At 63.5% G+C, this 21,488-nt stretch carries 16 protein-coding genes, 1 tRNA gene and 1 pseudogene; 14 read left to right on the top strand and 4 right to left on the bottom strand.

Features of this window, described 5'->3' with window-relative positions:
- Positions 1-149 precede the first annotated feature (149 nt).
- The 11 genes and pseudogenes from R2J75_RS14215 (at position 150) to R2J75_RS14170 (ending at position 10,260) form a co-directional block, all read left to right on the top strand.
- Positions 150-443: a Fic family protein gene (locus R2J75_RS14215; RefSeq protein ID WP_394365851.1), complete on the top strand. Its 294-nt coding sequence runs from the start codon at positions 150-152 to the stop codon at positions 441-443.
- A 773-nt stretch (positions 444-1,216) separates the two neighbouring features.
- Positions 1,217-1,957 carry an ABC transporter ATP-binding protein gene (locus tag R2J75_RS14210; protein WP_243346137.1) on the top strand — a complete coding sequence of 247 codons (741 nt, stop codon included), beginning with the start codon at positions 1,217-1,219 and terminating at the stop codon, positions 1,955-1,957.
- Entirely contained in the window at positions 1,948-3,498 is a 1,551-nt protein-coding gene (locus R2J75_RS14205; protein WP_243346138.1) for a hypothetical protein, read from the top strand. The genes R2J75_RS14210 and R2J75_RS14205 overlap by 10 nt, the downstream gene beginning before the upstream one ends.
- A gap of 24 nt (positions 3,499-3,522) precedes the next feature.
- Entirely contained in the window at positions 3,523-3,876 is a 354-nt protein-coding gene (locus R2J75_RS14200) for a hypothetical protein (RefSeq protein WP_316410431.1), read from the top strand.
- A 392-nt stretch (positions 3,877-4,268) separates the two neighbouring features.
- Positions 4,269-5,591, top strand: a pseudogene (locus R2J75_RS14195) (IS5 family transposase).
- Positions 5,592-5,915: 324 nt separating this feature from the next.
- Positions 5,916-6,689, top strand: coding sequence for a tyrosine-type recombinase/integrase (locus R2J75_RS14190; RefSeq protein ID WP_316410430.1), 774 nt, complete (start codon positions 5,916-5,918; stop codon positions 6,687-6,689).
- Complete coding sequence (locus R2J75_RS19960; RefSeq protein WP_394365850.1) at positions 6,676-6,951, top strand: tyrosine-type recombinase/integrase; 276 nt, start codon at positions 6,676-6,678, stop codon at positions 6,949-6,951. Before R2J75_RS14190 ends, R2J75_RS19960 begins: the two co-directional genes overlap by 14 nt.
- Positions 6,952-7,463: 512 nt before the next feature.
- Positions 7,464-7,832, top strand: a complete 369-nt coding sequence (locus R2J75_RS14185; RefSeq protein WP_316410428.1) for a hypothetical protein — start codon at positions 7,464-7,466, stop codon at positions 7,830-7,832.
- Positions 7,829-8,572 carry a hypothetical protein gene (locus R2J75_RS14180; protein ID WP_316410427.1) on the top strand — a complete coding sequence of 248 codons (744 nt, stop codon included), beginning with the start codon at positions 7,829-7,831 and terminating at the stop codon, positions 8,570-8,572. Before R2J75_RS14185 ends, R2J75_RS14180 begins: the two co-directional genes overlap by 4 nt.
- Positions 8,573-8,627: 55 nt before the next feature.
- Positions 8,628-9,509: a restriction endonuclease gene (locus R2J75_RS14175; RefSeq protein ID WP_316410426.1), complete on the top strand. Its 882-nt coding sequence runs from the start codon at positions 8,628-8,630 to the stop codon at positions 9,507-9,509.
- A 43-nt stretch (positions 9,510-9,552) separates the two neighbouring features.
- Positions 9,553-10,260, top strand: a complete 708-nt coding sequence (locus R2J75_RS14170) for a lysozyme inhibitor LprI family protein (protein WP_316410424.1) — start codon at positions 9,553-9,555, stop codon at positions 10,258-10,260.
- 53 nt (positions 10,261-10,313) lie between these two features.
- Here R2J75_RS14170 and R2J75_RS14165 read toward each other — a convergent pair whose 3' ends face one another.
- Entirely contained in the window at positions 10,314-11,546 is a 1,233-nt protein-coding gene (locus R2J75_RS14165) for a hypothetical protein (protein ID WP_316410423.1), read from the bottom strand.
- A gap of 686 nt (positions 11,547-12,232) precedes the next feature.
- Positions 12,233-12,309, bottom strand: a tRNA-Arg gene (locus R2J75_RS14160).
- Positions 12,310-12,473: 164 nt separating this feature from the next.
- Between R2J75_RS14160 and R2J75_RS14155 the strand changes: the two genes are divergently transcribed.
- Positions 12,474-13,892, top strand: a complete 1,419-nt coding sequence (locus R2J75_RS14155) for a pyridoxal phosphate-dependent decarboxylase family protein (RefSeq protein WP_243331347.1) — start codon at positions 12,474-12,476, stop codon at positions 13,890-13,892.
- A gap of 4 nt (positions 13,893-13,896) precedes the next feature.
- On the top strand, positions 13,897-15,270 hold the full coding sequence (gene xseA / locus R2J75_RS14150) for an exodeoxyribonuclease VII large subunit (protein WP_316410422.1): 1,374 nt from the start codon (positions 13,897-13,899) through the stop codon (positions 15,268-15,270).
- Position 15,271: 1 nt separating this feature from the next.
- Here the strand turns inward: xseA and R2J75_RS14145 are convergent, their stop codons facing one another.
- Together R2J75_RS14145 and fabG are read right to left on the bottom strand one after the other, a co-directional pair.
- A complete protein-coding gene (locus R2J75_RS14145) occupies positions 15,272-19,180 on the bottom strand; it encodes a Pls/PosA family non-ribosomal peptide synthetase (RefSeq protein WP_316410421.1) in 3,909 nt (1,302 codons plus the stop codon).
- A 60-nt stretch (positions 19,181-19,240) separates the two neighbouring features.
- Complete coding sequence (gene fabG / locus R2J75_RS14140) at positions 19,241-19,993, bottom strand: 3-oxoacyl-[acyl-carrier-protein] reductase (RefSeq protein ID WP_316410420.1); 753 nt, start codon at positions 19,991-19,993, stop codon at positions 19,241-19,243.
- 101 nt (positions 19,994-20,094) lie between these two features.
- Between fabG and R2J75_RS14135 the strand changes: the two genes are divergently transcribed.
- On the top strand, positions 20,095-21,432 hold the full coding sequence (locus tag R2J75_RS14135) for a M28 family peptidase (RefSeq protein WP_316410419.1): 1,338 nt from the start codon (positions 20,095-20,097) through the stop codon (positions 21,430-21,432).
- Positions 21,433-21,488: the final 56 nt, after the last annotated feature.

Here is a 21,488-nt window from a genome sequence, read left to right as displayed (position 1 = left end):
CCGCGGGGATGGACCGGGTGCAGAGCCGGGGGCCCAAGGCGGCGCCCGGCGCCGGGAAGGGAGGGCCCCCGAATCCCCAGGGCTTGCCCGGCGGGGCGTGAGGGTCGGCCGCATCGAAATTCAACGAATCCCACGGCAGGCTGGACGGCTTGGTCCGCGCCGGCCTGACCCATCCTGGGTTGGTGACCCTGTATCCTTTCGAGGACGGCAACGGGCGCATCGCAAGGGCCCTCACCGATTTGGCCCTGGCTCAAGCACCCCCTGCGGCACCTCTGGCCCCTATGTCCAAGCGCGTCCTCCAGGTCCGGTCGAGCCACGATGCCGCCCTGGAACAAGCCCAGGCTTTCCAGAATGGCCTGAATGCCACCCCCTCGCAGCGCGGTTCCTCGAGCAGATCACCGCGGCCTTCGCCCAGTCCGAACGCGTCCTCCAGGTCTCCCTGACCCAAGGGCCCTTCCGGGCACGGTGACGCAGCACAGACCTCGAGCGACGTTTGCCTCCCTGCACGCTGAAACAGGAACACCTGTCCCGGAAATCCAAGGGATGCTCGGGCACAAAACATCGTCCCAGCGAGGACCTCCCTTGAGCCTTCCCTTCAGGCAAAACGTACCGCCCAAGAAACCCTCGGCCGGCGTTTGGGCTCGCCAAGGCAAGCTATCATTAGGAACCTCCCAGAAATCCAGGATCCATTCGGAATCAGCCGCAATGCCCACCCCTGTTCCATCCTTGATCTCGGGGGCTATCTTCTTAGCCCTGAGCGCATTACATGCTGCGTCTCCCCGGGTCGCCCAGAAAGACCCAGAAGGGGTGGATGGCGATTGCGCACAGGCCCACGAAGGTGCCGGGCCTGCCTTCAAGGTGCATGGACGCATGTCGGCTTGGAACGGACCTCCCCGTCTCCGGATAGGGATTATTGGAACAAAGCGGATTCTTGGAGCCCGTGGGGATGATTCGAGCGAAGAACTCCCAGAAAACCTCCGTTCCCTTTCTGGTGACTTTATTGACAAGCCTGTTGTGGGCGACTTCGTTGTCTGTCCACGAACCAAGTTCCGACCAGGTGTCACGCAAGTTGTCTGCATGAAGTCCGCGACCAACCTTGTCCGAATGGACCGTGAACGGAAGTGAGGGGGCGATGGTGGGAGGTTGTTTCCTTTTTCGAATGATCCTCGTTCCCTCATTGACGCTTACGCCAGCATGGCTTCACTTGGAGACCTAAATGGTGATTAACGTGGAAAGCCTTGGGCGCCGTTTTGGTGACGTATGGGCACTTAAAGAAATCAATTTTCAAGTTCAAGCAGGCGAATTTATAGGAATTCTCGGAAGGAATGGTGCGGGAAAAACAACGCTTGTTCGTTTATTGACCGGCCAGCTTTCCCCTTCGGAAGGCAGCATGGACATCTGTAAACATCGCGTTGAGAGCCGACCAACAGCTCTGCGTCGCATCATGGGCGTTATGCCTGATACGACTGCCTTGTTTGATGGGCTTACGGGTGAGCAGTATCTGCATTTCGTCGGCCGAATCCACGGATTGCAAGAAGAGGTTCTTCAGAATCGCATCCGAGAACTCGGCGAATTGCTGGAAATTGATTTCTTACAACCGCTTCCAATAGTTGATTTCAGTTTTGGAATGAAAAAGAAAACGGCCCTCAGCGCTGCACTTCTTCATGCCCCTAGTCTTCTTTTCTTAGATGAACCCTTTGAAGGCCTGGATCCTGTCAGCTCCGACACGCTCCGCTCCTTGTTGGAATCCCTGCGTGACCATGGGACAACCATCTTGATGACCAGCCACCTACTCGGCCTTGCAGAACGTCTTTGCAGTCGCTTTATTATCATCAACCAGGGACGCATAGAGGCAGATGGATCGGCTGAATCACTCCTCAGAGGAAACGAGACATTGGAGTCTCTTTTCCTGCGTACGGTCGGAAAGGCTAAGGCGGGAGCGCTCACATGGATGTGAACCTTTTCCGTGCAGCCTTATATTCAGAGAAATTGAAGAACAACCCGCGCAAGAGGAAAGGGTTGATTGTCTTCCTTTGCATCATATCCATTCCATCTCTAGTCGCTACTGGGATATTTTCACATTATGCCGCCAACGCCCTTGGACACGCCAATCCCTATATTATAGGCCTTGTAATGGCCAATCTACTACTGGGCTCTGGTACTCTCTCTGGGATATGGGATGGCACCTGCACTCTAAATTTCGAACCCTTTAGACCCTTTATTGCCCCTCCTCATGCTTTGTTCCTGAGCGAACTGGTGGCTTCCCTGTTTACACCGATCAAGGTCTTCCTCTGGATCATAGGGCTTGCTGCCTGCTTTGGTGCGTCCCTGGCCCACCCGAGCTTGCTTTTCTCGGTAATTCCCTGTATTCCACTGATGCTCCTTTGGCTCATTTGTCTGGAACACCTAGTGGGTTCTGTGAGCCGCCATGTTGGAAGCAGCTTGAAGATCTTGGCCATCTATGCAGTAGTTTTTTTCGCGATGCGGGCTCTGATCTCATTTCTTCTCAAGGGACAGACACTTCGCTCGCTTCCCATCGAACAGTTCGGGATTCATTTGGCGCCATGGCTCCCCACAACCCAACTTGTTCTTTGTTGGGAAGCAATCCTTTCTGGAGGCTGGCCCCCCTTAAATGCCATCGGCCTGGCAGTGGGGTGGACCATCATTCTTATCTTCGCGACGTATGGAGTGCTTCGACGTGACTTGCTGGGGGAGACCAGACACCAAGCCGACATGGGCTTCAGGAAGCCTTGGACTTTCGATCGCCTGTGGATGGGTGTGGCAAAATATAGATGGTACGGAATTATCAGCAGCAAGAACGGACGCATTTTCCTATTCCTGCCATTCATCGCGCTCTTGAGCTTGATTGAACCCCTTGCTGTAGGGCTTCGCCCCGGACCTTCCTGGACTGTTGGCTGTATGAGCTGGGTCATGCTTCCCCTTGGGGGCAAGTTCAGTTGCGCCTTGTTCGGTTTTGACCGCGCCAGCGTTCGGGGGTATTGGACACTTCCTCTTGAAGATTCCGATCTTCTCCTGGGAAAGCTCGCTGGCACCCTGCTGTACAAGTTCACAGTCGTCTTTCTTCTGATGCTCTGTGCAGTTTTCGCAACTCCCATGCCCCCCTCACTCTGCTTATATGCATTTCTTTTGTGTAGCACGCTGGCGTTAGCTCAAGCGCGCGTCGGGCTACGTTTTTCTATTCAACACCCTCAGCCGCTGGATCCCAAGGGCATGAATCCGAGCGAGATGGATGATACGGGTCTAAAACGGCTCGGCCTTCTGTTGTTGCCTTGGGCGATTCTCATGTTCATCTGGGTCATCTGCTTGAATCTGGCGCCATGGCTTTTGGGCATCGCGCTCTTTCTGGCCTTACTTACTGAGGCATTCGCTCTCTACAAGTCGCTCCTACGTTCCTGCGGGCTCCTGCACTCGCAACGGGATCAGTTGACCGCAGCACTTGAACACTCCAACGGAGCTGATCAACTCCCGAATTGTTAGCGTCAACCAATCAAAGAGGCCACCATGCTTCGTTTTTTCGGCAACATCGCTGCTTTTTTTGCACATTTCCGATTTCTGCTCCTGATCTTGGGCTTTGCTGGTATCGCCCTGACTTCCTGGGCTGCAAAACTGAACCCAAAAGGGGCTCGCATTGGTCCTTCTCCTGTGCCGTTCAAGTTCGTCAGGACAGGTCCCTACCGATGGTTTACGCACCCCATGTATGTCGGGCAATGGCTTGCTGTGACTTGTTTCATGTGGTACGGCGCAGGTTTCTGGGCGGCCTTCTCCATTTCCATCGTCTCCGAGTTGGTCTTCCGGGAGTGGATCTGGCGCGAGAATGGCTCGCCTGACGCAAAAAGCGATCCAACCCAAGCCTGAAGGCCATCTGGCGGTTGCTTTGACGCGCCAATTTGTCCGCATATGGCGCTACATTACACCGCAGAAGAATGGCCAGTCGTTCAATCGGGCGGTCTATGGCAGCGGCGACGGGACCGTGAGGACGGACTTCGTTTTCCGATTGATTTGGCGCGCCAAATCAGACGAGTACCCTTCATGATTCGATTGCTTTGGCATGCCGATTAGATCGGAAGTGGCATGCCAAACCAGGCGGTTCATTAGTCGGCCCTGCATTACGTACAACCAGCAAATAAATCAGTAATTTGATGAAACTTTTCAAGTATAAGGTACACAAGATAGTAGGGGGCGACCCCCCGGATTCCGGTGTACCGACGAAGCCCAAGCCCAAGGCAACCACCCACGAACGCACCCTGATGGGGACCATGCGCCTGGACCTGGCCCTGGACATGAACCACGAGCTGGTCCGCCTTGCCGCGGCCATCGATTGGGATGCAATCGCCGCTGAATTCCGGCCCATGTTCTGCCCCAACAACGGCAGACCGGCGGTCCCCACCCGGCTCATGGCCGGCCTCCAACTCCTCAAGCACACCTTCAACCTCTCCGACGAGCTGACCGTTGCCCGCTGAGTTGAGAACCCCTACTGGCAGTTCTTCTGCGGCGAGGAATTCTTCCGCCATGACCTGCCCGTTCATCCGACCCAGATGACCCGCTGGCGGCAGCGGATCGGCGAGAAGGGCGTGGAGAAGCTGCTCAAGATCACGATCGAGGCGGGCAAGGCCACCCGGACCATCACCGAGACGAGCTTCGACAAGGTCATCGTGGACACCACCGTCCAGCCGAAGAATGTGCAGCACCCCACCGACGCGCGCCTCTACCGCAAGGTTCATGCAGCCATGCTCCGCGTGGCCAAGGACGAAGGTCTGGTCCTGCGCCAGAGCTACCGCCGGATGATGGACCGGGCCTTCCGCAAGCACGGCGGCCATTCCAAGGCCAGGCAATTCAAGCGCGCCAAGAAGGTCCTGAAGAGCCTGAAGACCATGGCCGGCCGGGTGATGCGCGATGTCGAGCGGAAGATGTCCGATGTCGCCTTCGACCGCAACAAGCGGACCATGATTCTGGCGGAGCTCATTCTCGGTCAGACCCGGCTCACCAAGGGCAAGATCTACAGCCTGCATGCACCCGAGGTGGAGTGCATCGCCAAAGGGAAGGCCCACCGCCCCTACGAGTTCGGGGTGAAGGTCAGCCTCGCCGTCACGCACAAGGAAGGCTTCGTCGTCGGCATTCAGACCTGCCCGGACAACCCCTACGATGGCCACACCTTGGAAGGTCAACTCGACCAGGTCGAGCGGCTCACAGGCAAGGTTCCGGCCCACACCTTCGTTGACCGAGGATACAAGGGGCATGGAGTTCCCGAGGAACGAAGCCGGGTCCTCACCAGCGGCACCCGGAAGCTCGGCTACACCCTCAAGCGCCACCTACGACGGCGATCCGCGGTGGAGCCGGAGATCGGACACATGAAGGCGGACGGGTTGCTGGGACGGAACTTCCTCAAAGGCATGGCAGGGGACGCGATCAATGCGATCCTCTGCGGGGCCGGGCACAACCTTCGGAAGATCCTGGCCCGCCTCAGGGCCCTTTTGTGCATGCTCACCGGCAACGCCTGGGAGGCCCTACAAGCCCTCTGTCGTCACCTGGAGGTGATCCGGCTCGATCGGGAGGCCTCTGGGGCCCTCTGAATGCCGGGAGGGGTTTCGCAGGATCGACTCATTACACCCTGCGGGTCCCGCGGCTTGCTCCGACGGTCCACTGGACCGTCTCCGCAACCCACTCGCGCGTCCGAGTCGCGGACCAGGCAACGGAAAGCCCCCTTGCGGGGGCTTTGACTGGTGCAACCGGCGCGACTCGAACGCGCGACCTTTGGCTTCGGAGGCAAAGGGTCGACAAGCGATAACGCCAGTAAACAAAGCTCTTACCTTGATCGGTGGACATGGATTGTGTCCATGTTGTGCCCTTGCCCTTCCATGCAGTCCTGAAGCCTCGCCCTTCCAGGGGAGCGAGACATGGCAACAGGGCACCAGGGACTCAAGCGCGTTGGGCGTTTCTGGCACTACAGCCTGAAGGTCAACGGGCAGAGGGTCCACGGATCCACCAGGGCAACCGATCTGCCGACAGCCAGGGCGGTGCTGGAGGAGAAGCGAAAGGACCTGCTCAACGGGCAGTTGAACCGACCCTCCAGGATCGTGACGGTGCGGGAACTGGTCATGGAGTGGTTGACCGTGAACAAGGCGACCTTCTCCAAGGGGCATTGGGTGAGTGCGGAGTGTGCCCTGAGGCGGTGGGTGCTGCCGCAGGTTGGAGCCTTGCCCGTCAAGAGGCTGACCACCCAGGAGGCGACGGTCCTGAGGGCGCACATGCTGGAGGAAGGGTGTTCACCGACCTATGCGAACAACACCTTCCGGACTCTGAATGCCATCGTCCAGTTCGCGATCCGATCCCACTACCTCCAGGCTGCGCCATTCCGCCTTCCCAAACTGCGGGTGCAGAGGAAGCCGCGCCCGGTAGTGCCTGTGTTGAGGATCAAGGACTTCCTTGCTTCCCTCGATCGGCAAGCCCGGAACCGTCATGTGCGGGTTCTGGTGAGGGTGATGATCGGGCTTGGGCTTCGGGAATCCGAGGCTCTGGGAATGCGCTGGGAGTGGTTCAACCCAGCGGAGCGGACCTACACCGTGGGCAAAGCCAAAGGGAAGGAGGCAAGGGTTCTACCGGTCCCGGACTGGCTTTGGTGCGATCCATGCTCTGCCGCCGATCCTGAGCGAATGGGTGTTCCCTGCTGAAGATGGCAAGCCCCACCGCCCACAGTTCTGCAAGAAGGTCCTCCAGCGCTTCTGCGGGGAACTTGGGTTGGGTTCCGTGACGCAGCACCGGCTTAGGGCGTCATTCGCGTCGCTCCACGCCGAAACTGGAACCCCGATCACGGAAATCCAAGGGATGCTCGGGCACAAAAACATCGCCACAACGATGATCTACATTGAGACTTCCATTCAGGCTAAACGCACAGCTCAAGAAACCCTCGGTCGACGTTTGGGGCTCGCATAGGCAAGCTATACTCGGACATCTTACGGAAAACGAAGGTTCTATTCGGAATCACCCGCAATGCGTATCTACCTTGCAGCGATATTCTCAGGGGCTATCCTCATAGCCTTGAGCGCCGTGCATGCTGCGACTCCCCAGGTAGCAAAGGAAGACCTGGAAGGAGTGAAATGCGATTGCGCACGGGCTGACGCAGGTGCCGGTCCTGCCTTCAAGGTGCATGGGCGCTTGTCAGCTTGGAACGGAACTCCTAGCCTCCGGATATGGATCATTGGGACAAAGCGGGTGCTTGGAGTCCATGGTGAAGATTCGGGTGAAGAACTTCCCGCAAGCCTCCGGTCCCTTCCTGGAAACTTTTTTGACAAGCCCGTTGTGGGCGATTTCGTTGTCTGCCCAATCACCAAGTTCAGACCAGGCATCATGCAAATTGTCCGCATTAAGTCCGCGATCAACCTTGTCCAAGTCGATCGAAAATAGAAGTGAGGGAACGGATGTTAGGGGGTAATTTCCTTGTTCGAATGATCCTCGTTTCCACGTTGACGCTTGCGCCATCTGGGGTTCACGCCAAGCGCAGCGCCCCAGCGGCGGTGCCGCCTCTACGGATTGATGGAACCGAATATTCCGTTCCCCATGGCTTCCTGATGGGGGTCGTGCTTGCGACCGACCTTAAATCAGGCATTGCTCTTTGGCGAAGACAGGTCTATTCCGTCATCGTGGATCCGGATGTGGAAGAAGACATCCAGGCGTGTTACATCACAAAGATCGCTCAAGGTAAGGGTTGTCTCGTCATCGAGAATGAACATGGCTTTAGGTACGTCCTAGACCTTCACTCGCTTCAGGTGCGAACCCTCAAAGGAGCATCAGTTATCCGTTGGAGGATGAAGTGACCGTCAAAATCCGTCGCGCCTCACCAGCGGTTGTACTTTGTGTATTCCTGTCCGCTCAATCTCCATATTCCCGAAAGGTGGGCGATTTACTGCTGACAGGGGAATGGCATGGCTCTGAGGTCCATGGGAAAACCGGTGAACGCTGGTTCGCTCTGCTCTCAGGAACTGATAGAAGTGATGTGGTGCGGAAGGCGACTCTAAAAATTGATGCTGTAGTTGATGGCATGGTCGATGAAGGCAGCCAGAAGACGGGAAAGAGGGTTTCTATCATCGAGAATCTTGGTTCACCTCTATTCTTGTTCAGAAAGGTACCCAAGGTTGCCGCACATCTGGCAGAACGTGTTTCTGGGGAAATAAGCCTTACGCCAAATTCGCCAGTCGATTTGTCGATGAAGAACGGGAAGACCTATACTCTCACGCTTGAGTGCCCTCCTCCCATTCCTCAGGGAGATTATGATAAAACTTCGGCAAAACTCGTGTTGCGGATCGGTGGTCGAATGCAGGTGCTGGCAGAGTATGAAAATGCTTGGTTCCACGATGGAAAATTCGTTGGGGTGGGAAGCGAAGGGGAAATTCGGCTGCTCTGGGCAGGTGACCTTAACTCCGATGGGAATATTGATTTATTGATTGATCTGACTGATCACTATAATGTTTCCCTTCCTACTTTGTTTATAGGCATAAGCCAAGGCAAAGGTTTAATTGTCACAAGGGCTGCACAGATGAAAACGACAGGATGCTAAGGTCCATAAATGTAACGGATGATTGAGTTGCTAATGTAATGGGGACGAGTGTTATATGAATTCATTGAAGAAGAAGCGCCCAGGCAAATCATTAGAAGAACTAGTGGCTACCCTGGAGCGAGTCTTGGGTAGCAAAGGAAATGTCACCATTGAATCTCCAGCATATATTCGAGATCGAATTACTGGAGATTTGCGTGAGCATGACGTTTTAATTTTGCTTAAGGCAAACCATCATTGCGTAGAAATAGCCATTGAGTGCCGTGATCGCTCTCGAAAGATAACTGTCAATGATGTTGAAAGCTTTTGGGCAAAATGCCGGGATACTGGCATTGCCAGGGGAGTCATAGTTTCTCCAAAGGGGTTTACTAAAGCTGCAATGGCTAAAGCGGCGCATCACAATATTCGCTGTCTACGATTGTCAGAAGTTGACTCATTTCCCTGGCTTCTTGCCTCGGGGTTAAGGCTGTTTAATCGTATTGTTCATCATTTTGACTGGAAATTTATTCCAAAAACTAGACCAATTCCAATCCTGTCTAAATTTACTATCCTTGATGCTAATCGTGAACCGATAGACCTTAAAGGATTGGAACGAGCAGCTATGGTGGAGTTCCAAGGTCTTCCCGTTCCCGTTGACGATAACGGCAATGGAGTCGTTTCAATTCATTTCCCTTCGGTAGATTTGCTTATAAGAGATGATGAGGTCGGAAGAATTCATGAAATTGAATCTGCAGTGGTTGATATCCAGTTTGAAACGGTTGAAGGATTTGCGGAATTTAAAAAAATGTCTTATGAGGATTCAGGATCCGATAAAAATATCACTGATGCAGCTATTGCTGATGTTGATGCTAATGGGATGCGGGGACAACTTGTGATCGTATACAAGGAAGACCAAGGTGGTAAAATTGTCTTTGTTCCAATAAATAACAAGGATGCCTAAGAGCGTGGGTATGCAGATTGGTTCAATTGGCTTGGCTACAACCATGGTGATGACGACCAGTTTCGCCAACGCTCAAGTGCCAACAAGGCGCGAACAGCCCTCCAGCCCTATGCTTGCTGCGGCTCGGCTGCCAAAAGGCTGGAGAGAAGCATCCCAATTCAGTTACGAGCGGTTGAACCCTGAAGCCGTCGCTCGCGAAATCGGCAAGGCGCTCTCAGAGGGGCATCAGCCATGGAGGCTTGACCGTCGGACCGTCGCTGCAGACTGCATTATGGAATTCGGGATCATCAAGGCGAAGGACGTTTTTGAAGTGGCGGAGCGGCTTTCTCCAGGGGAAGCACCGGGAGAATACCTTCTCAATCTCCCTGAGGTCATTGCCGAGGTTCGTGTTCAGGACTTTAACCAGGTTCCCATCGCCTTGAGCCTCCGGCTGATTGATCCTTGTGAGAACCCGCAGACTACAATTGAGATGAGGGCTTGTGCTTGGAGGAAATACCAGGAAGCTGACCGGGAATTGAACGCCACGTACAAGACCCTTTTGGGGCGGCTTGTTGACCAGAAGCACCGGGAGTTGCTGATCCAAGCCCAAAGAGACTGGATCAAGGTTCGCGACTCCACCGCCGAGTTCGAGGCTCATTTCTACGAGGGCGGATCCATCAAGGAACAGATCAAGACGGCTGCGCTGGAGCGGATCACCCGGGCACGAACGAATGAACTGCGAGCAACCTTGAAGGATGAGTTCGACCATTGACTGTGTGCTGTCTCGGGGAATACCTCGTGGGCAACATTCAGGCAACAGCCTCTCTAAGCTGCCTCTTGAATTGCTACACCACTTCTGGTTAACCCTAAACCCGCCTCCGAGAGGTGGATTCCGACATAGGCACGAACCCCTCCAGGTTTCCTGGTTCGGATCCCACACGCTGCCTCCATGGCGATTCCGAATGCCGTCTCCGAGACGTCCTCTCCGCACCTGAAGGCGATGAATGCGCATCGCAATTCTGCAGGGCGGCAGGAACCTCCAGGAACTGTAAAGGTGCCGAGGAAGGTTCTTACCTGGCTATGCAATGCCTCCGCAGCCACCTTCGCTTTCGCCTTGGGATCCGATACGCCGAGGCTGGGAAACATGCCCGGTTTTCCAGCCTCGTCGAACTTGTGCTCGATCTCCTTGTCCGACCAGGGCGCGGGGTTCCCATGGGCATCGATGCAACGAGGGTTGTAATGCTCCTTGACCAGGGGCATGGCGAGGCTGAGGGGAAGTTGGAAGTAAAGCCTCAGGTTGCACATCACTGCCAGGAAGGTGCCGTGACCATTCATGCCGGAAATCGACTTCCAGGCTTTCCCACGCAAATAGAATTTCGCCTTCTTCAACCGGGTTTCAGGTTTGCCTGATGCGGTGACCCACAGGACTTCTACGCGCTTTTGCTCCGGGCGCGTCCGGGTGTTTCTCTTGTTCAGGGCGGATTCCCGGTCCTTGGGCGATATCCGATAGGGCGCAGGATCAAGGATCGGCAGCAGGTCGAGGCTGAAGGGCTGACCATCCCATGGAACCCAGATCCCATCTTCCTTGACCTGCAATTCGTACATGGAGCCATCCGCATGGATCGAACCAGGCAGGACCGTGTTCCAGGTACACACGTCATGCGTCGCTGGATTGGAAGCCTCGATGGGCTGGGAAGGGTCCGCAACCCTGAACCAGTAGTGACCAAGTTCAGGATCATCCTTGCGGCATACCCGGAAATTGAATGGGGAGAGGTCGCAGCCATGCCCAAGGTCGTCAATGTCCAGATCCGCAAACCGGTTGGGGTTGATACCTGGCAGGTCCTTGTTGTGGGTGATGGCGCCCAGGTTCAATCCAAGGTCATCCAGGGCGATTTCGACGTGCTGAAGGTCCCTGCAGAGACTTTGGGGCGCCGTTGGTGCAGCGATCTTTTTGCTGCCAGCCTTGAGGACCGCGATGGGGACACCACCTTCCAGGAGCGCATGGTAGATCCATTGGTAGCGGGAATAGCGGTTGAACTGGCTGGCATGGGTCGTCATGGTCCATATCTCCGGGCGGGACCGTTGGTGGTCCTCGCTTATTCCGGAGGGACAGTAATAAGTTGTTATATTTGTAATAGTTCCTTATTGTCTGAGAGACCAGCTGACTACGCTTGACCCTGATCCCTGGTTTTCCCTTGTCACTCAAGGACTTCTTGGGGTTCCATCGGTTGCCGAACTCTGAGCCGAAGGACAAGGGGACCTTGAGCGCCGACTTGAATGCCAGGGCGCGATATGGCTGACCACGCGGACTCGCATGGTAGAGGGCTGTCAATGAACCTGCTCCTTGGGTTTGGCGGAACCTTCCATGTCTGCTTGCTTATCTACCGCGCAAACGGATCTCTGGACGCGCAAGGAAGCCCTATACCTACCTTCTGGTTAACCCTTAACCCGCCTCAAGATGGGTCCCGTTAATAGGTCCTCCACCCGTGGGCATTCCAGGCGCGGTCCTGTCGACCGGGGAAAACCCCTCCCTGGTTGGCTGGCGAGGGTCACGGGCTAGGCGGGAAGTGCCAGATAGCCTTGCGGAAACTGGCATTCAGGGCAGGAATCGTTGTGCCCATGTTGTGCCCTGGCTGGCGGGAAACGCTATCCCTGAAGTCCACTTGCGGGTGCTTCAGGCTCTTTGGCTGGGATAAGGAAAACCCCCGAAGCTTGTTCAGCTACAGGGGTTATCGTTCAGGGACTGGTGCAACCGGCGCGACTCGAACGCGCGACCTTTGGCTTCGGAGGCCAACGCTCTATCCAACTGAGCTACGGCTGCGTTTCCCGTTGTGACGGGTCCTGCAGTATATCGCCCCGGCGGAGAGGTGGCAACTGAATGGGGGGCGGGGGCGGGGGGGATGGGGGGCTGGAAATTTCCGGGAAAGTGGAGGAAAGCTCAATTCCCGGTTGGCCGGGCCGGCTGAATTGGGTTGAATGGTTCCCATGGATACGAAAACATTCCGCCGCCTGGGCCATGAACTGGTCGACTGGATCGCGGAGTACCGCGACCGCATGGGGGATCTGCCGGTCATGAGTCCGCTGGAGCCGGGGGATGTGAAGCGGCTCCTGCCGTCGCAGCCACCGGCCAAGGGGGAGGGGCTTGCGGGCCTCACCGGGGACCTGGACCGGGTGGTGTTGCCGGGGATCACCCATTGGAACCATCCGGGCTTCTTCGCCTACTTCCCGTCCAATTCGGACCTGGCGTCGGTCCTGGCGGACCTGGCCTGCGCGGGCCTGGGCGCCCAGGGGATGAGCTGGCAGACCAGCCCGGCCGCCACGGAGGTGGAGGAGGTCGTCATGGATTGGCTCCGGCAGATGCTGGGGCTGGACGCGGCGTTCACGGGGGTCATCCAGGACACGGCGTCCACGTCCACCTTCTGCGCGCTCCTCTGCGCCCGGGAATGGTCCAGCGCCTTCGGGCAGGCCCGGGGCGGCATGCAGGCGGAGGAAGCTCCGCTGGTGGTCTATGCCTCGGACCAGGCCCACGCGAGCGTGGAGAAGGCCGCCCTCCTGGCGGGCTTCGGGCGGAACAACCTGCGCCTCATCGGAACGGACGACCAGCACGCCCTGCGCCTGGACCTGCTGGAGCGGGCCATCCAGGAGGACCTGGCCGCCGGCCGGCGTCCCTGCGCCATGGTCGCGGCCATCGGCACGACGGCCACGACGGCCGTGGATCCCCTGGAGGGAATGGGCCGCCTCTCCGCCGACTACGGCATCTGGCTGCACGTGGACGCGGCCATGGCCGGGACGGCCATGATCTGCCCCGAGGCGCGCTGGATGTGGAAGGGCATCGAGGAGGCCGATTCGCTGGTGCTGAACCCCCACAAGTGGATGGGCACGGGTTTCGATCTTTCCGCGTACTTCACGAAGGATCCGGAGCATCTCATCCGGGTGATGAGCACCAACCCCTCGTACCTGCACACGGACCAGGACGGCCAGGTGAAGAACCTGCGGGACTGGGGCATCCCCCTCGGGCGGCGGTTCCGGGCCCTCAAGCTCTGGTTCCTCCTCAAGGACCAGGGGGTCGAGGGGCTCCAGGCCCGCATCCGGCGCGACCTGGCCAACGCCCAGTGGCTCAAGGCCCAGGTGGAGGCCGCGGGCGGGTGGGAGCTGATGGCCCCGGTGAACCTCCAGACCGTGTGCCTGCGGCACGTCCCGGCCGGCGTGACGGACGAGGACGACCTCCGGGCCCACAACCTGGCCATCCAGGGCCGGGTGAACAAGGGCGGCCGCTTCTACCTCACGCCCTCGGTCCTCAAGGGCCGGCAGATCCTCCGGGTCTCCATCGGCAGCGCCGCCACGGAGCTCTCGGACGTGGAGGGCCTCTGGAAGGCCCTGCTGGACGCGGCCGCCGCCGTCTGAGCCCGTGGACGCCCCGATCTCCGTCAAGCGGTTCCTGGAACAGGTGAAGGCCCGGGTGGAGCCGGCCTTCTCCGCCGTGTGCCTCCTGGGCGAGGTCTCCAACGTCCGGGATTCGGGCCGGCACTGGTACTTCACCCTCAAGGAGGAGGGCGCCGCCCTCTCCTGCGCCGTGTGGGCCTCCCAGCAGCGCTTCCTGGCCCACGCGCCCCGCAACGGGGACCGGGTCGTCGTGAAGGGCTCCCTCAACCTGTATGTGCCCGGCGGCAGCCTCACCCTGGCGGTCACCCACTGCGAGAAGGCGGGTCAGGGGGACCTCCAGGAGCGCCTGCGGCGGCTGGAGGCCGACCTGCGCGCGCAGGGGGTCTTCGACCGGCCCCGGCGCCCCCTGCCCGGATTCCCCCGGCGCCTGGGCGTGGTGGCGGCGCCGGGCGGCGCGGCCCTGAGGGACGTGCTCCAGGTGACCCTCCGCCGGGCGCCGGGGGTGGACATCCTCGTGGCCCCCGCGGCGGCCCAGGGGGACCGGGCCGCGGCGGAGAACGCCTGGGCCCTGGCCGAGATCCAGGACCCCCACTGGGGCTGCGACGCCATCCTGCTGATCCGCGGCGGCGGCAGCGCCGAGGACTTGGGGGCCTTCAACGACCCGGACCTGGTGCGGGCGGTGGCGGCCTGCCGCCTGCCGGTGGTGACCGGGGTCGGCCACGAGATCGACACTACGCTGGTGGACCTGGCCGCGGACCGGCGGGCGGCGACGCCCAGCCAGGCCGCTGAATGGGCGACGCCGGACCTCAAGGCCCTCGCCGCCCAGTTGGAACGCCGGGTGGCGGCCCTCCAGGACCGGATGGCTTGGCGGCTGCGGGGTCTGGAAAGCCAGGTGAACCTCCTGACGGACAGCCATGGCCTCCGGGTGGTGCCGGAGCGGATCGCCCGGGCCGGGGAACGGTTGGCGGCCCTCCAGCATCGGCTCGCCCGGACGACGCCCGGGCCGGCCCTCGCCCTGGAGCGCCTCGTGCAGCGCCTGCACCTGGCCCATCCGGCCCAGCGCCTCCAGGCCCACGGGGCCCGGCTGGCCCTCCTGCGCCAGCGCCTCCAGCAGGCCGGCCAGGGCCTGGGAGCCGGCGTGGCCGCCAGCCGGATCCAGGCCGCCCGGACCCGCCTCGCTCCGGCGGCCGAGGCCCAGGTCCGCCGGGCCGCCCATCGCCTGGATCTGCTGGAGGCCCGGCTGCGCGCCCTGGATCCCCGCGGTCCCCTGGACCGGGGGTTCACCCTCGTGCGGGACGCCGAGGGCCGGGTGCTGACGCGCCCCGGCCAGGCCGCGAAGGGCAGCCGGGTGGAGCTGGTGTGGAAGGACGGCAGCCGCCGGGCCGACCTGGTGGATTGAGTCAGCCCACCCGGCGCGCGGGGCTGCCCTGCCAGGCGGTGCCGGCGGGGAGGACCTCCCCCTTCATGAGCAGGCTCAGGCCGCCCAGGCGCGAGCCCGGCTCCATGCGGGTGTCGTAGAGCACCACGGCGTCGGTGCCCACGGCGCAGCCGGGGCCGATGCGGACGGTGGAGAGCTTCATGACCCGGTCCTCGAAGAGGTGGGTCTGGATGGTGCAGTCCGGGCCCAGGCAGGCGCCGTCCCCGATCTCCACCAGGTCCCATTCGGTGAGCCAGGTGGTCTCCATGTGGACGCCGGCGCCGATCCGCGCGCCCATGAGGCGGAAGTAGAGGGGCACCAGGGGCGTGCCCTGGGCCAGGCCCAGGAGCCAGGGCACCGCCAGGTTCTCGTGGAGGGCCGAGACCAGCTCGGTGCGCCAGACGAAGCCGCACCAGAGGGGCTTCTCGCCGGGGCGGTAGCGGCCCATGAGGAGCCACTTCACGGCCGCCGTGCCGAGGCAGGCCGCGATCCCCGCGGCGAAGTACAGGGCCGGGAAGAGGATCGCGGTCCGGAGCAGGCCCAGTTTCTCCTCGAGCACGGTCAGGCCGGTGAGGAGGAGGCAGGTGAGGAGGGTGAAGCCCGTGGCGGGCAGGGTCACCCGGAAGTACTCGATGACGAGCCGGCGGAGCACCAGGGACCGGGAGGGCCGGAAGGTGGCCTCCTCCCCGAAGCCCTGGGCGCGGGCGCGGCGGGGCAGGTGGATGGCGGGGGAGCCCAGCCACGAGGCGTCGGTCCGGGCCGCCTCGGCGGGGTCCAGGGGGGGCGCGGAGAGGACGCCGAGGAGGGCCTCGTCGCCCAGGACGGTCCCCCCGGGCACCGAGGCACTGTTCCCCACGAAGGCGCGCCGGCCCACGCGGGTGGTGGCCAGGGTGATCCGGCCCAGGTCGTAGCGGGGGGTGCCCAGGGAGACGGCGTCGGCGACGAAGGTCTCCTCGCCGATGTCCAGCAGGTCCGGCGAGGCGGCTCCGGCGGTGGAGATCTCCGCCCGGGGCCCGATGCGCGCGCCGAGGGCGCGGTACCACGGGTTGAGGTAGAGGGTGGCGTAGAGGGGGCCCAGGAGGTCCAGGGAGATCTCCAGGAGCTGGTCGGTGAACCACTTGCGCAGGTAGAAGGCGCTGCAGAGCCCGTACGTGCCCGGCTCGGCCCGGGGCAGGGCGAGGCGCTTGACGCCGAGGATGACGAGGGCCAGGAGCACCACGTACGACAGGGCCGCGAGGGGCACCGCCCAGAGGTAGCCGAAGAAGCCGGGGATCCGGATCCACAGCTCGTTGAGGGCCAGCATGCCGGGCAGGATCGCCAGCAGGTACACCACGGGGGCGAGGAAGGCTCCCGCGCCCTGGGCGAGGGCCATGGCGACCACGCGCCGCCGCGGGGGCCGGTCCGGCTCGCCGCGGGGGGGCCCCGGGGGGGCGGGGCGGGCCGGGGAGCCCGTCCACCGCGCCCCGGCGGGGATGCGCCCGCCTTCGGGGAGCAGGCTCAGGTCGCCCAGCTCCGCGCCGTCCTCGAGGACGGACCCCGGGGAGACCACGGCCCGGGCCCCCACGCAGCAGCGGGCGCCGATGGCGATGGCGCCCAGGCGCAGCATCCCGTCCTCCACGGCGTGGGCCTCGAGCCGCGCGTCCACGCCGACGCAGGTGTCCTCGCCCACCGTGAGCAGGTCGAAGCCGGTGAGGGTGTCGCTGGCGAAGTGGGTCCGGGGCCCGATCCGGGCGCCCATGAGCCGGAGGTACACGCGCATCCAGGGCGTGCCGGTCAGGAACCCGGTGGGCGTCGCGGCCTGGATGCGGCTCGCCAGCCACCAGCGCCAGTGGTAGAAGCCCCAGAGTGGGTGCGCGCCCGGACGCACCCGGCCCAGGAGGATCCACTTGGCGGCGATGGAGAGGAGGAACATGGCCGGGGTCATGACCAGCACGGCCCCGAGGGCCGCGGCGAGGGCGGGCAGGCGGTCCGCGTCGTGGTCGATGAGCCAGCTGTAGGTGAGGTAGGGGGCCAGCCACTGGAGGCCGAAGTGCCCCAGGAGGGGGTAGAGGCCCGCGGCCTGGCCCAGGTGGCACAGCCAGCGGCGCGTCCGGGACGCCGGCGGGGGCGGGGCCGGCGCGGCGGCCGCGGCGGCGCGCCCGGAGAGCTCCCGGGCCAGGCTCCGCACCGTGGGGAAGGCGTAGACGTCCGGGACGGCGAGGTCCCGGAAGGCCGCCGAGGCCCGGAGACCCGAGACCATGACCGCGGCCAGGAGGGAATGCCCGCCCAGGTCCATGAAGAAGTCCTCGTCGGGCCCCACCCGGGCCCGGTGGAAGAGCCGGGCCCAGGCCGCGGCCAGCTCCGCCTCGGCGGGGGAGAGGGGGACCTCGGGGGCCTCGGCCGGGGCCGCCGCGGGCGGCGGGGGCGGCAGGGCGGCCCGGTCCAGCTTGCCGCTGGGCAGCAGGGGCAGGGCCGGCACCGCGACGATGCGCGCGGGAACCATGTAGGGCGGCAGGGTGGCCCCCAGGGCCGACCTCAGCTCCGCCTCGGCGGGCGCGGCTCCGGGCCGGGGCACCACGTAGCCCACCAGCTGGTCCGCGCCGGGCCCGGGGCGCACCGCGGCGGCGGCCTCCAGGATGCCCTGGGCGCCCCGGAGGGCCGCCTCGATCTCGCCCAGCTCGATGCGGAAGCCCCGCACCTTCACCTGGTCGTCCAGGCGGCCCAGGAAGACCAGGTCCCCGCCGGGCTCCCGGCGGACCCGGTCCCCGGTGCGGTAGACGCGGCCGCCCCCGGGCCCCGCCGGGAACCGCTCCGCGGTGAGGTCGGGGCGCCCCAGGTAGCCCAGGGCGAGGCCGGCGCCCCGGAGGCAGAGCTCCCCCTCCGCGCCGTCGGGGACGGGCCGCAGGTCCCCGTCCAGCACCAGGGCCTCCAGGTTGGGGATGGCGCGGCCGATGGTGACGGGGCGGCCGGGTTCCAGGTCCGCCCAGGTGGCGATGACGGTGGCTTCGGTGGGGCCGTAGGTGTTCACCATGCGCCGGCCCGGGGCCCAGCGCGCCACGAGGTCCGGCGGGCAGGCCTCGCCGCCGACGATGAGGAGGCCCACGCCGGGGAGGTCGTCACGGAAGGTGCCCAGGACGGTGGGCACGGTGGAGAGGACGGTGACGCCCTGGTCCCGGAGCCAGGCCGGGAGCAGGGGGCCGCTCCGGGCCGTCATGGCGTCGGCCACCACCAGGGCCGCGCCCGCGTGGAAGGCCAGCCAGATCTCCTCCACGGAGGCGTCGAAGGCGAGGCTGAAGCCCTGGTAGACCCGGTCCCCGGGTTCCACCCCGAAGATCCACCTCTCGGCCCGCACGAGGTTGCAGGCCGCGCGGTGGCTGATGGAGACCCCCTTGGGCCGGCCCGTGGAGCCGCTGGTGAAGATGGCGTAGCAGGGGTCGCCGGGCCCGGCCCGCTGGGGCGGGGCCTCCGGGGGCAGGGCGGCCAGGGCGGGGCCCTCCTGGGCGGGCAGGATCAGGTCCCAGGCCCCCAGGCCGACGCGGCCCGAGAGGCCCAGGTCGGACACCAGGAGGCGGGCCCCGGCGTCCGCCAGGATGGCCTCGATGCGCTCGGCGGGATAGTCCGGGTCCAGGGGCACGTAGGCCGCGCCGGCCTTGAGGATGGCCAGGAGGGCCACGAGGGCCCGGTCGGAGCGGGGCAGCAGGAGACCCACGTGGACCCCGGGCCCGGCCCCGCGCTCCGCCAGGAGCCGGGCCAGGCGGTTGGCCTGGGCGTCCAGCTCCCGGTAGGTGAGGCGCGCCCCCCCGAAGGCCACGGCGAGCCGGTCGCCATGCCGTGCGACGGTCTCCTGGAACAGGTCCGTGAGCCGCTCCTCCCGGGGGGGGCCGGGGGGGGGATGGGGCAGGGGACGGGCCACGGGGCCTCCAGGTTCGTCAGTTCGTTCGGTTACCTGGGACCGCGGGGAGGGCCCGGGCGTTTAGGGCATCAGCATGCCGCCGTTGACGCTCAGCACCTGGCCCGTCATGTACTCCGCCTCCTCCGAGGCCAGGAAGACGACGGCGTTGGCGATGTCGATGGGGGTGCCCATGCGGCCCAGGGGGATCTGGCGGTTGAACTCGGCCTTCACCTCGGCGGGGAGGTTCTCGGTCATGGCGGTGGCGATGTAGCCGGGGGCGACGGCGTTGCAGGTGACGTTGCGGCTGGCGAATTCCCGGGCCACGGTCTTGGTGAGGCCGATGAGGCCGGCCTTGGAGGCCACGTAGTTGCCCTGGCCGGCGTTGCCCATCTGGCCCACGACGGAGGCGATGTTGATGACCCGGCCCCAGCGCTGCTTCATCATGGTCTTGGCGGCGGCCTGGGTCGCGAGCCAGGCGCCCTTGAGGTTGATGTCCAGGACGAGCTCGAACTCCTCCTCCTTCATCTGGATCATCAGCTTGTCCTTGGTGATGCCGGCGTTGTTCACCAGGATGTGGAGGCCCCCGTGGCGCTCCACCGTGGTGGCCACCGCCGCGCGGATGCTGTCCCCGTCCCGCATGTCCAGCAGGACGTAGTCGGCCCGGCCCCCGGCGGCCTCGATCTCGGCGACGACCCGCTTGAGATCCTCCTCCGTGTTGGGGAGGGATGCGCAGACGGCCAAGGCGCCCTGCCGCGCCAGCTGCTTGGCGATGACTTCGCCGATGCCCTGGCTGGCTCCGGTCACGAGGGCGATTCTGCCATTGAGTTCGAACATGGACGCTCCGTAGAGGTGGGTGGAAAGTTTAACATCCGGCCCGCGCCTTTGCGTAGGATGGCCCTAGCGCCCGGTCCCGGCCGGGTCCCAGCGGGGTCCCCATGCGCGTGCTCGCCCTCCTCCTCCTCACCGTGAGCCTCACCGCCCAGACGCCCGTCTCCACCGAGACGCCGGTCCAGGCCCTGGCCCGGAAGGTGGAATCCAGCCGTCTCCGCCGGACCGTGGAGCGCCTGGCCGGCTTCGGCACCCGCCACAGCCTCTCCGACACCACGTCCGAATCCCGGGGCGTGGGCGCGGCCCGGCGCTGGCTCGCGGCCGAGGCCCGGTCCCTGGCGGCCCTGCCCGGGTCCCGCCTGGTGCCCTTCGAGGACCGGTTCACGGCGGAGCCCGGGCCCCGCGTGCCCAAGCCCACCGAGATGGTCAACGTCGGCGTCGTCCTGCCCGGCCTCGACCCCACCCGCGCCAAGGACTGCCTCGTCGTGTGCGGGCACTACGACAGCCGCGCCAACGACGTCATGGACGCGGCCTCGGACGCTCCCGGCGCCAACGACGACGGCTCCGGGGTGGCCCTGGCCCTGGAGATGGCCTACGTGATGGCCTCGGACCGCACCGCCGTGAGCATCTACTTCGTGGCCACCATCGCCGAGGAGCAGGGCCTCCTGGGCGCGGCCCACCTGGCCCGGCGCCTCAAGGACGAGGGAATGAACGTCCTCGGCATGGTCGCCGCGGACTGCGTGGGGAACGTGGCCGGGTACGGGACGGCCCGCGAGGCCGGCTCCGCGCGGCTCTTCTCGGAAGGGGTGCCCTCCCAGGAGACCGACGCCCAGAAGCGGCTCCGCGAGGCCCTGGGCGGCGAGAACGACAGCCCGAGCCGGGAGCTCGCGCGCTACCTGAAGCGCTTCGGGGAGCGGTACCAGGAGGGCCTTGAGCTGGTGCTCATGCTCCGCAGGGACCGCGTCGGGCGGGGCGGGGACCACCTCGCCTTCAACCGGGAGGGCTTCCCCGCGGCCCGGCTCAGCGAGACCCTCGAGAACTACGACCGCCAGCACCAGGTGCCCCGCGTCGTGAACGGCCGCACCTACGGGGATTCCACCGCCTGGTTCGACCCGGGCTACTGCGCCAAGCTGACCCGGACCCTGGTCGGGGCCTTCCACCACCTGGCCACGGCCCCCGAGCCCGTGCGGAACGTGGTGCTGTCCGGGGCCGCGACCCCCGACGCCGTCCTCACCTGGACGCCCTCCACCGATCCGCGGGTCGCGGCGATCGTCGTCTACCGGCGCCGCGCCGACGCCGTGGCCTGGCAGCAGGACCTGGTGTTCGCCCCCGGGGACCGGGTGGTCCTCCCCGGAGCCGGCACCGACAACTACTTCTACGGCGTGGCCACCCGGGACCGGGAGGGGAACGAGTCCCTGGCCGTCCCGCCCACCCGGATCCAGTGAGCCCCTCAACCCGGCCCCTGGGCGGGCGGTCCAACATGTTCAGGAAGGGTCTGCCC

The organism is Mesoterricola sediminis (assembly GCF_030295425.1).
Lineage (GTDB): Bacteria > Acidobacteriota > Holophagae > Holophagales > Holophagaceae > Mesoterricola > Mesoterricola sediminis.
The sequence above is the reverse complement of the archived record's forward strand: the minus strand, read 5'-3'. Positions and strand labels throughout refer to the sequence as shown.